The following is a 10472-nucleotide window of genomic DNA, read 5'->3' on the forward strand; positions in this document are numbered from 1 at the left end:
CCTCCACTAGAAAGCCGCTATCGAGCGACAGTGCGGAAGCCCGTGTTTCCCGTCGAGGAATCGGGGGTGTTCGACGAGCGGGCAGCGTTGCGATACCGATTGCAGTACGAGTCGTGACACAGGTACGAGCCGCCGCGGATCACGCGCGCGGTGCCGAGCGCCGGTCCCTGGGGATCCTCCACAGGGGACTGCGAGTAGTAGACGGGTGAGAACCAGTCGGCACACCATTCCCAGACGTTGCCGATCGGCTGGTAGAGGCCATAGCCGTTGGGGTCGTAACTGCGGGCCGGCGCGGTGGTGAGCCAGCCGTCCTCGGCGGTGTTGCCGACCGGGAAATCGCCCTGCCAGATGTTGCAGGCCCATTCCTGCGGCAACTCGTCACCCCATGGGTACCGCTGCGATTCCCGGCCGCCCCGAGCCGCGCATTCCCATTCGGCCTCGGTGGGCAGCCGGCGCCCGGCCCAGGTGCAGTAGGCCTGCGCGTCGTTCCAGCTCACGTGGACGACGGGGTGGTCGTCGAGCGCCGCCGAGGACGGGCCGTCGGGATGGGCCCAGTCCGCGCCGGTCACGCCGAGCCACCAGGGGGTGCCACCCATCCGGCCGACGACCTGGGACGGGTCGGAGACGGCGAGGTGGAAGACCGCGGACCAGCCGAACTGCTCGGCCTCGGTGCGATATCCGGTGGCCTCGGTGAAAGCTCGGAAATCGGCGACGGTCACGGTGGTGGCGTCGATGTCGAACCCGTTGAGGCGTACGGGATGGAGCGGCTGCTCGCCGTCCGGGCGTACCCCGTCGGATTGGGCATCACCCATCACAAACGTCTGGCCGGGCACCGAAGCCTGCGCAATCCGATGCTGCCCGCGCTCTTCGATCCTGGTTATGGGCAGCGCCGCATGCGGAGTGGAGGGTGAACAACAGGAACTCATAGCCCCACCGGCTTAGGTTGCGACGCGTGCGGCTTGTCCTGCAAACGCGCCTGTTCCCGCCACATCTGCCGGGCGAGATCGTCACGGATCCTGGCGTAGGAAGGGTCGTGGTAGACGTTGTGCAGTTCGGCCGGGTCGGCGGCGAGATCGTAGAGCTCCCATTCGCCGGGATAGGTGAAATCGCCGGTGCCCGGGATGCCGAGCCCGTCGTTGTAGAAGTAGATGAGTTTGTAGCGATCGGTGCGGAATCCGTAATGCGCCGGCGCCTTGTGGAACACGTCGTCGTGCTCCCAGTAGCGGTAATACATTCCGGTCGCCGGAGCCGAGGCGGGCGTGCCGAGCAGGTCGGGCCAGAAACTGCGGCCCTGCATGCGCGGGTGCGGTGCGACGCCGGCCGCTTCCAGGATGGTCTGCGCCCAGTCGACGTTCGTGACGATGTCGGTGATCGGCGCGCCCGGCTCGATGCGCGCGGGGTAGCTGAGCACCAGGGGCATGCGCAGCGACTCCTCGTACATGAAGCGCTTGTCGAACCAGCCGTGATCGCCGAGGAAGAAGCCCTGGTCGGAGGCGTACATGAGCAGGGTATCGGCGAGGTCGCCCCGCTCGCGCAGCCGGTCGGTGACCCGGCCGACGTTCTCGTCGACGGCGGTGACGCAGCGCAGGTAGTCGGCCATGAACCGCTGGTACTTCCACAGCGCCTCGGCCTCGTAGTCCAGCCCGGGCGGCGGATCGGTCTTGAGGTCGTCGCGGGTGAGGTGCTCGGCGATGCGCATGGCGGCGCGGCGGGCGGACGACGTACGGGTCGCGTAATCGTCGTCGAAGGTCGCCGGCACCGGGATCGGGCCGGTGAAGAGATCCAGGTGGCGTGGGTGCGGCACCCAGGGGCGGTGCGGGGCCTTGTGATAGATCAGTACGCACCAAGGGTCGTCACCGTCGATCGAATCCACCCAGTTCAGGGCCAGGTCCGTGATGATGTCCGTGGTGTAGCCGGGCACCGTGCGCAGGCCGTCCGCCGACAGCAACCGCGGATCGTTGTACTCGCCCTGCTCGATCAGCACGTCCCAGTAGTCGAAGTGCTGCGGGTCGTGCCCGGGGCCGTCACCCATGTGCCACTTGCCGACCATCGCCGTGCGGTAACCCGCCTGTTTGAGCAGCGAGACGAAGGTCGGCTGGCCGGCGTCGATCGGGGTGACCAGCGTGGTCACGCCGTTGACATGGCTGTACGTGCCGGTGAGGATGCTGGCCCGGCTGGGCGAGCAGAGCGAGTTCGTCGCGAAGCAGTTGTCGAACCGGCGGCCGAGGCTCGCGATCTCGTCGATCCGCGGCGTGGCGTTCAGGACCGACCCGTACGTCCCGATCGCGTGCGCCGCGTGATCGTCCGTGAGGATCATCGCGATGTTCGGCCGCCTGGTGGTCACTGGTAGGACGCCTCATCCAGGCCGCTCTGGGTCGGGTCATGGTCGACCTGGCCGATGTCGTACATGGACGTCATCCAGTGGTAGAAGCGGTCGTCCCGCTCGACGAGCAGCGTGTAGAGGCGCTTGAGCATGCGGCTGCGGACCGGCTCCATCTCCGGGTGGTGGTAGATGTTGAGCAGCTCGTCGGGATCGTTGCGCAGGTCGTAGAGCTCGTTCGTGGAGTCCGGGTTGACGACCAGCTTGTAGCGGTCCTCGCGGAGCATCCGCTGCGGATACGGGAAGTGATGGCCGTGGAATTCGCCGACGATGTCCTGCTGCCATTCCGGGTGCTCGCCGCGGAGCAGCGGCAGCAGGCTGCGGGAGTCCACCGCCTGGTCGGTGGGCAGGCCGGCCAGGTCGAGGATGGTCGCGGTGCAGTCCAGAAGGCTGACGAATTCGGTACGCACCTGAGCGGGCGCGCCGGGGACACGCACGATGCCCGGCGTCCGGTAGATGTCCTCGTACATCGCCGGGCCCTTGTCGTGCAGCCGGTGCGAACCGGTGAACTCGCCGTGGTCACACGTGAAGAAGACCGTCGTCTCGTCGCGCAGACCGAGCTCGTCCATGACGGCGAGGATCCGGCCGATCTGCTCGTCGATCAGCGTCACATAACCCCAGTAGACCGCGATGAGCTTGCGGGTGACCTCGATCGGCATCGTGTCGAACGTCCAGTGCGCGCTGTAGTTGCGCTGCACGGGCGGCTTGCCCTCGAACGTCTCCGCGATCGACTTCGGCAGCTCGACCGTCGCCGGGTCGATCAGGTCGAAGTACTCGTCCGGCACGATGTAGGGCAGGTGCGGGCCGAAGAAATGCGTCGCCAGGTAGAACGGCTTGCCCTCGGCTGCGTAGCGGCGCATCAGCTCGATGGTCCGGGTGGCCAGGTAGTACTCGAACGTCGCCTCGACAGGTTGGTGCAGGCGGGCCGCGAGCAGGTTGCCGGGTCCGCCGTTGGGGAGCGTGCCGCGGATGCGATCGCTGATCTCGTACGCCGGAAGGTCGTTCTCCTTCAGGTACGCGAGATAGTCGGGGTTGTCGACGGGGTTGTGCCAGCCGGGCAGCGTCGGCCCGTCGAACCCGTAGTCCGCAGCGGTCTTCTCCGTCCCGGCATGCCACTTGCCGACGAGCCCGGCGTTCCAGCCGTTCTCCTTCAGCGCCTCGGGGAAGGTGAACGTCCCCTCCGGCAGGTCCTCCAGGTAACCGACGTTGCGCTCGTGGTTGGCCAGCACCTTGTGCCGGAACGGCGCCTGCCCGGTGAGCAGGCTCGCGCGCGACGGCGTACAGATCGCGGTCGGGGTGTACCAGCGATCGAAGCGGGTGCCGGTGCGGGCGAGCTCGTCCAGGTTCGGGGTGCGGGCGAGGCTGTTCCCGTAGGCCCCGAGCGTGTCGACCCGGTGCTGGTCGGTCATCAGGAAGAGAAGGTTCACGCGGCTGCCTTCGTGAACGCGTCGCCCAGGTAGTAGGTGGCCGGGTCGGGGTTCTCCTTGAGCTTGCCCGCGCCGACGAAGTAGTCGCCCATGCCGGTGAGCCACTTGGCCGCCGTACCGTCAGCGTTGTAGCCGTCAATGGTCTTGCTGTCGAGCATCTCGCTGTTGGCAGCGTCCGCCTTCACCGCGGCCTCGTCCTGCTTGAGCATCGCCGCGACCAGCTTCACCGTCTGGTCCGGGTTGGCCTTGCGGTAGTCCATCGCCTCGCGCAGCACCTGCACGACCTTCGTGGCCTTGGCGGTGTCCTTGGCGGCGTCGTTGGAGGCCACGAACGCGGTCGGGAACGAGACCTTGTCGGCGAAGTCGGCGTCCTTGGCGAGCTCGACGAGGTCCGGCTTCTTCGCCTTGATGTTGTTGAGCAGCGGGTACCAGATGCCGGCCGCGTCGATAGCGCCGGAGCCGAACGCGGAGACGATGGTCGCGGCGTCCATCGGCACGCGCTGGATGTCGTTGTTGGTGAGCCCGGCCTTCTGCAGCGCCAGGGTGAGGATCATGTCGCCGGAGGTGCCCTCGGGCACGCCCACCTTCTTGCCCTTGAGCTGGCTGAGGTCGGTGATGCCGGCCTTCGCGATGACCCGGTCGGCGTTGCCCAGCGAGTTCAGCGCGACGATCTTCGCCTTGCCTGACGCGGGCAGCCAGACCGCGCCGGGGCCGATGTAGCCGAAGTCGAGGTCGCCCGCGTTCAGCGCGGTGACCTGCAGCGGGCCGTTGGTGAACACCTTCGTGCTGACCTCGAGGCCGTGCTTGGCCCAGAGCTTCTGGTCGTTCGCGACCGCCAGCAGGCTCGTGCCGTTGTAGTCACCGATGTAGCCGAAGTTGACCTTCGTGGTTCCACCGCTGGAACCCTTGTCATCGTCGCCGCAGGCTGCGAGCAGGGTCGTGGACGCTATGAGGGCGACAAAAGAGCGACGGTTCATGCGGGGGTCTCCTGGTGGTAGACGGCGTTCCAGACGCGATTGCGCAGGGCCGTGAAGGCGGGGCTGAGCCGGAGCTCGTCATTGCGGGGGTAGGGCAGATCCACGTCGATGACCTCGACGACACGACCCGGGCGGGCCGCCATCACGACGACCCGGTTGGCCAGGAACACCGCCTCGTCGACGTCGTGGGTGATGAAGACGACCGTGCGCTTCTCCTGGCTCCAGGTGTCGAGGAGCTGGTCCTGCAGGCGTACGCGGGTCAGCGCGTCGACCGCCCCGAACGGCTCGTCCATCAGCAGGATCGAGGGGTTCACGGCGTACGCACGGGCGATGGCGACGCGTTGCTTCATGCCACCGGACAGCATCTTGGGCAGCGCGTCGGCGAACTGGGTGAGCCCGACCAGCTCGATGAAGTGCTCGGCGATGCGGCGGCGTTCCTCGCGCCCGACGCCCTTGGTCCTGAGGCCGAACTCCACGTTCTTGCGGACGGTGAGCCACGGGAACAGCGCGTACTGCTGGAAGATGACGCCGCGATCGGGCCCGGGGCCGTTGATCGCCTTGCCGTCGAGCAGCGCCCGCCCGCTTGTCGGGGTCTCGAGACCGGCGAGGATGTTCATCAGCGTGGTCTTGCCGCAGCCGGACGGGCCGACGATGGTGACGAACTCGTTGTCCGCCAGCTCCAGCGACACGTCACCGAGCGCCGTGAACGTCTCGCCCTTGAGCGGGAAGCTCTTGTGGATCCGGTCGATGGTGATCATCGGCGTTCCTGCCATCCGGTGAGCTTTGTTTCGGCGAGCAGGAGGATCCGGTCCATCAGCAGGCCCAGGATGCCGATCGTGATCAGGCCGACGAAGATCGTGGGGAGGTCGTAGTAGAGCTGCGCGCTCTGCATCCGGTAGCCGAGGCCCTGCTGCGCGGCGATCAGCTCGGCGGCGACCAGGGTGGCCCAGGACGAGCCGAGCCCGACCCGCATGCCGACGAGGATGAACGGGCTCGACGCGGGAACGACGACCCGGGCGAAGATGACCCGGTCGTTCGCGCCGAGCACCCGGGCCGCGTTGATCAGCGTCTTGTCCACGTTGACCACGCCCTGGAACGTCGCGATGACGCAGGCAAGGAACGACGCCAGGAAGATGACGAAGATCTTCGGGGTCTCGCCGATGCCCATCAGCACGATCGCAAGCGGGATGATCGCCAGCGGCGGGATGGTCCGGAAGAACTGCACCCACGGCTCGACCAGGCCGCGGACCGTGCCGTACCACCCCATCAGGAAGCCGACCGGGACGGCGAGGGCGACGCCGAGCACGAAGCCGCTCAGCACCCGGGTCAGGCTGGCCACGATGTCCTCGCCCAGCGTGCCGTCGGCGATCAGCTCGCCGTAGCGCTTCAGCACCTCGGGCGGGGCGGGGATGTCGAAGCCGGCGAGCGACAACGCCCACCAGACGCCGATGCCGGCGACGATCGAGATCGCGTTGAGCAGCAACGTGCGGTTCTTCTTCTTGGGAACCCCGGCCCGCTGTTGTGGGGGACTTTCGACGAGCGTCGTCACTGCATGCTCCCTGCGGCTTCCGGATATCCCGCCAGCAGCGGGGATGGCTTGAACAGGGCCGCGATCGCACCGAGGGCGCCGTCGTCGTCGCCGAGCCGGGCGGCCCGGATGCGCGGCCGGTCACCGCCGGCCGGGACGAGCTCCGCCTCGACGATCGCGCCGGCCCGGGCGACGATGCCGGGCGCGGCCCGCACCAGCCGCCCGCCGATCACGATCTGCTCGGGGTTGAGGATCAGCGCGGCGTCGGCCAGCACCCGCCCGACTGCCGTGGCCACCCGTTCGATTGTCGTTATCGCGGTGCTGTCGCCGTTGGCCAACGCGGCGGAAAGGTCCTCGATCGTGGCGAGCCGGCAGGCCCGCAGCACCGCCGGGACCGAGGCGACGGTCTCCAGGCAGCCGCGCTTGCCGCAGCGGCACACGTCCCCGGAGCGGTCAGCGGTGATGTGCCCGAACTCCCCCGCGACACCGAAGCGCCCGGCGACCAGTCGCCCGCCGACGACCAGTCCCCCGCCGATGCCGTCGGAGAGCCGGACATACAGGACGTCGCGTACGTCGTCGCCGCCCGCGATCGCCTCGGCCAGCGCCGCGAAGCGGGTGTTGTTGTCGACCAGCACGGGCGCGGCGAACCGGCGGCTGAACGCGTCGGAGACGATCCCGGACTGCGCGCTGCCGGCCGGCTGGGGACCCGCAAGGCCCACCCCGACACCCTGCAGCGCCAGATAGGTGACACCGGATTCGCGGCCCATCCGCTCGATCAGCGCGAACGCGGCGGCCAGCCGGTCGGCCCACGGGGTCTCGGCGGCGTACGAGCTCACGCCCCGCGCGATGATCTCGTGCGAAGCGTCCGCGACCGCCACCCGGACCCGGTTGTGCCCCAGGTCGACACCCATGAACTGGCCCGAGTGCGGGTCCAGCGCCAGCAGCTCCGCCGGACGCCCGCTGCCGGCCCGCGCCTGCGCGTCGGTGTTCACCACCACGATCGCGCCGCGGGCGAGCAGCTCGCCGGTGATCTCCGAAAGGGTGGTCCGGGAGAGGCCGACCCGGGTCGCGATCTGGGCCCGGCTCAGCGCGCCGCGATCGCGCAGCAGGGACAGGACGCGCTCCTCATGAGCGCGCCTGACCAGCGCATGTACGCCTACGGTGCCCGACACGACGCAACGGTAGGACCGCCAGAATTTTTCCGTCAACACTCCGGCAGAATTATCTCTACTTCGCAGCTAGGAAAACTGCGCTCGAAACATGCCGTTAACCTGGGAGTCTTCGCCCGGCACCAGCGCGAGCTTTTTTCGTGGCAGGTTCCGGAACAAGGATTGCTTGCGTGTTAACTGATGCATCGAAGAGGATGGCGGTACGTCCCCACCAGCGGCGATCCCCTAGCGCTCGGCGTCGGCCACCCGTCCCGGCCGGCGCCGCGCGTAAGCCGGGGACAACTTGTCCGTGGATAGGTGAGGCCTTAATCCGGGGTCGTCGGGCGCCCAGTCTTGAGTCATGACAGACACCCACTCGCCCGTTCGTTTCTAGGATCGTCTCGTGGACCGCGCCCAGCTAGCCGACTTCCTGCGTACGCGCCGGGAGGCCCTGCAACCCGAGGACGTCGGGCTGCCCCGGGGGCCCCGGCGGCGTACAGGTGGCCTACGCCGCGAAGAGGTTGCCGCGCTCACCGGCATGTCGGCCGACTACTACAGCCGGATCGAACAGCAGCGCGGGCCGACACCCTCCGAGCCGATGCTCGCCGCGATCGCGCGTGGCCTGCACCTCTCGCTGGACGAGCGGGACCACCTGTTCCGCCTTGCCGGGCATGCCACGCCGAAGCGGGCGCCGCGCTCCGAGCACATCAACCCGGGGATCATGCGCATCCTCGACCGGCTGCAGGACACCCCCGCCCAGGTGCTGAGCAGCCTCGGCGAGACGTTGAGCCAGACCCGGCCGGCGATCGCGCTGCTCGGCGATGACGCCCGGTGGACCGGGAAGGCCCGCAGCATGGTCTACCGCTGGTACACCGAGCCCGAGTCACGGCTGATCTACCCGGAGCGGGACCACCCGATGCACAGCCGGATCTTCACCGCGCAGCTGCGGATCACCTACACCCAGGAGGGCAAGGGCTCCCGGGCCGCGGTCATCGTCGACGAGCTGCTCGACCTGAGCCCCGAATTCCGCCAGGTCTGGGCCGCGCACGACGTCAGCGCCACCCATCTCGACGCCAAGCGGATCGCGCACGCGCAGCTCGGCGAGATCGAGGTGCACTGCCAGACCCTGGTCGACCCCGGCCAGTCCCAGGTCCTCCTGGTCTTCACCGCCGTGCCCGGCAGCGAGAGCTACGAGAAGCTCCAGCTGCTCTCCGCGGTCGTCTGATTTTCCCGCCAACACCTTTCAAGGGAGCACCATGTCCTCAATCGCCCTGATCACCGGTGGCAACCGCGGCCTCGGCCGCGCCACGGCCCTCGCCCTCGCGACGGCCGGGGTCGACGTGATCATCACCTACCGCACCAACGCCACGGAGGCCGCCGAGCTCGTCGACGAGGTCAAAGGGCTCGGCCGGGTCGCCGTGGCCCTGCGCCTCGACACCCGCGAGGTGGAGACGTTCGACGCCTTCGCCGACGCCCTGCGCAGCACTCTGCACGACACCTGGAACCGCGACACCTTCGACCACCTCGTCAACAACGCCGGCGTCGGACTGGCCGGCATGGTCGCCGACACCACGGTCGAGGTCTTCGACGAGCTGTTCGGGGTGCACGTCCGCGGCGTCTTCTTCCTGACCCAGAAGCTGCTGCCGCTGATCGCGGACAACGGCCGGATCGTCAACTTCTCCACAGGTCTGGCACGCTTCGTCAACAACGGGCCGTGGGCGGCGTACGGCGCGGCGAAGGGGGCCGTCGAGGTCTTCACGCGCTATCTGGCACAGGAGGTCGCGCCGCGCGGCATCACCGCCAACGTGATCGCCCCCGGGCCGATCGGCACCGGCTTCGGTGGCGGCGCACTGCAGAACGAGCAGGTCAGCGAACACCTCGGCGGGCTGACCGCGATGGGGCGGATCGGCCGGCCCGAGGAGATCGGCGGCCTGGTCGCGACCCTGCTCACCGGGAACACCGGCTGGGTCACCGCGCAGCGCATCGAGGCCTCGGGCGGAATGCTGCTCTGAGGCGGACAATCGCCATATGTATGTGATCAGGGAGAAGTTCTTCTCGATCGGCGACGACTTCGATGTGCTCGACGAGCACGGCACGAAGCTGTACCGGGTCGACGGCAAGGTGTTCAGCGTCCGGGACAAGGTCGTGATCGAGGACCCGTCCGGCGAAGAGGTCGCGAGCGTGCACCGGCATCTGGTCGCGCTCCGGCCGACGTACGAGATCAAGATCGGCGGCGAGACGGCCGCCGAGGTCCGCAAGAAGCTCTTCACCCCGTTCCGGGACAAGTTCACCATCGACGTCCCCGGCCCGGACGACCTGGAGATGAAGGGCAACCTCCTCGACCACGAGTACGTCATCGAGCTCGGCGGCGAGGAGGTCGCCGCGGTCTCGAAGCGCTGGCTGACGATCCGCGACACGTACGCCGTGCAGATCTCAGCCGGCGTGGAGCCGCTGCTGATCATCGGCTCGGTCCTGGCCCTCGACCTGGCCCTCGAGCGCGAGGAGAAGAAGAAGGAAGAAAAAGAGAAGAAGAACGAGGACTAGATCCACGCCGTGTGGGCAGTCACTCAAAGTGACTCATACTTTCGGCTAGTCTTTGCTCGCCCGCTCGGCTAATGTCTTGGTAACCGAACGGCCGAGTACGCGTCGGCGACGGTGGTCGCATCGATCACCGTCGACGGCGAGCCAATAGTGACACCCCGCCCGACCGGGCCTGGCGATTTCGCCGGGCCGGCTCTCCGGACAGGTGCCAGGGAGGACCACGACATGACTGTTACCCAGTCGACCACGGTTACGAACACGAAGACGTCGAAGATCAGCGAGGCGTCCGCGGACAGCGCCGCCGATCTTCTGAACGCGATGGCCGCGATGCCGGCCGGGCACCCGTCCCGCGCTTCCCTGCGCGACCGGGCGATCGAGGCCTGGCTGCCGCTCGCCCGCCACCTCGCCCACCGCTACTCCGGCCGCGGCGAACCCACCGACGACCTGTTCCAGACCGCCACCGTCGGCCTC

Annotated in this window: 10 protein-coding genes and 1 pseudogene; 4 read left to right on the plus strand and 7 right to left on the minus strand. The window is 68.2% G+C overall.

Annotated elements, in window-relative coordinates; all coding sequences use genetic code 11:
• Positions 1-17: 17 nt before the first annotated feature.
• Genes Ahu01nite_RS12780 through Ahu01nite_RS12810 form a run of 7 tightly spaced genes read right to left on the minus strand, consistent with a single transcriptional unit; the run spans position 18 to position 7484 of the window.
• Positions 18-926 (minus strand): formylglycine-generating enzyme family protein, encoded by a 909-nt coding sequence (locus Ahu01nite_RS12780; RefSeq protein ID WP_203836693.1) that lies wholly within the window; start codon positions 924-926, stop codon positions 18-20.
• On the minus strand, positions 923-2344 hold the full coding sequence (locus tag Ahu01nite_RS12785; protein WP_203836694.1) for a sulfatase family protein: 1422 nt from the start codon (positions 2342-2344) through the stop codon (positions 923-925). Before Ahu01nite_RS12785 ends, Ahu01nite_RS12780 begins: the two co-directional genes overlap by 4 nt.
• Positions 2341-3807 carry a sulfatase family protein gene (locus Ahu01nite_RS12790; RefSeq protein ID WP_203836695.1) on the minus strand — a complete coding sequence of 489 codons (1467 nt, stop codon included), beginning with the start codon at positions 3805-3807 and terminating at the stop codon, positions 2341-2343. The genes Ahu01nite_RS12785 and Ahu01nite_RS12790 overlap by 4 nt, the downstream gene beginning before the upstream one ends.
• Positions 3804-4784 (minus strand): aliphatic sulfonate ABC transporter substrate-binding protein, encoded by a 981-nt coding sequence (locus Ahu01nite_RS12795; protein ID WP_203836696.1) that lies wholly within the window; start codon positions 4782-4784, stop codon positions 3804-3806. Before Ahu01nite_RS12795 ends, Ahu01nite_RS12790 begins: the two co-directional genes overlap by 4 nt.
• Complete coding sequence (locus Ahu01nite_RS12800) at positions 4781-5542, minus strand: ABC transporter ATP-binding protein (protein WP_239158810.1); 762 nt, start codon at positions 5540-5542, stop codon at positions 4781-4783. The genes Ahu01nite_RS12795 and Ahu01nite_RS12800 overlap by 4 nt, the downstream gene beginning before the upstream one ends.
• Positions 5539-6333, minus strand: a complete 795-nt coding sequence (locus Ahu01nite_RS12805) for an ABC transporter permease (protein ID WP_203836698.1) — start codon at positions 6331-6333, stop codon at positions 5539-5541. Before Ahu01nite_RS12805 ends, Ahu01nite_RS12800 begins: the two co-directional genes overlap by 4 nt.
• On the minus strand, positions 6330-7484 hold the full coding sequence (locus Ahu01nite_RS12810) for an ROK family transcriptional regulator (protein ID WP_203836699.1): 1155 nt from the start codon (positions 7482-7484) through the stop codon (positions 6330-6332). Before Ahu01nite_RS12810 ends, Ahu01nite_RS12805 begins: the two co-directional genes overlap by 4 nt.
• Before the next feature lie 379 nt (positions 7485-7863).
• On the opposite strand from Ahu01nite_RS12810, the gene Ahu01nite_RS12815 reads away from it, so the two are divergent.
• From Ahu01nite_RS12815 to Ahu01nite_RS12830, 4 genes and pseudogenes are all read left to right on the plus strand, one after another.
• Entirely contained in the window at positions 7864-8685 is an 822-nt protein-coding gene (locus tag Ahu01nite_RS12815) for a helix-turn-helix transcriptional regulator (protein WP_203836700.1), read from the plus strand.
• Positions 8686-8716: 31 nt separating this feature from the next.
• A complete protein-coding gene (locus Ahu01nite_RS12820) occupies positions 8717-9472 on the plus strand; it encodes an SDR family NAD(P)-dependent oxidoreductase (protein ID WP_203836701.1) in 756 nt (251 codons plus the stop codon).
• A 16-nt stretch (positions 9473-9488) separates the two neighbouring features.
• Positions 9489-10004, plus strand: a complete 516-nt coding sequence (locus tag Ahu01nite_RS12825) for an LURP-one-related/scramblase family protein (protein WP_203836702.1) — start codon at positions 9489-9491, stop codon at positions 10002-10004.
• 222 nt (positions 10005-10226) lie between these two features.
• Positions 10227-10472: pseudogene (locus Ahu01nite_RS12830) on the plus strand (sigma factor); the annotation flags it as partial.

The organism is Winogradskya humida (assembly GCF_016862215.1).
In the GTDB taxonomy this organism is placed as follows: Bacteria; Actinomycetota; Actinomycetes; order Mycobacteriales; family Micromonosporaceae; genus Actinoplanes; species Actinoplanes humidus.

What these genes read in the sequence shown, in the direction of transcription:
- Ahu01nite_RS12780 (WP_203836693.1), bottom strand. Translation starts at nt 926, where the DNA reads ATGAGTTCCTGTTGTTCACCCTCCACTCCGCATGCGGCGCTGCCCATA.
- Ahu01nite_RS12820 (WP_203836701.1), top strand. Translation starts at nt 8,717, where the DNA reads ATGTCCTCAATCGCCCTGATCACCGGTGGCAACCGCGGCCTCGGCCGC.
- Ahu01nite_RS12825 (WP_203836702.1), top strand. Translation starts at nt 9,489, where the DNA reads ATGTATGTGATCAGGGAGAAGTTCTTCTCGATCGGCGACGACTTCGAT.
- Ahu01nite_RS12800 (WP_239158810.1), bottom strand. Translation starts at nt 5,542, where the DNA reads ATGATCACCATCGACCGGATCCACAAGAGCTTCCCGCTCAAGGGCGAG.
- Ahu01nite_RS12795 (WP_203836696.1), bottom strand. Translation starts at nt 4,784, where the DNA reads ATGAACCGTCGCTCTTTTGTCGCCCTCATAGCGTCCACGACCCTGCTC.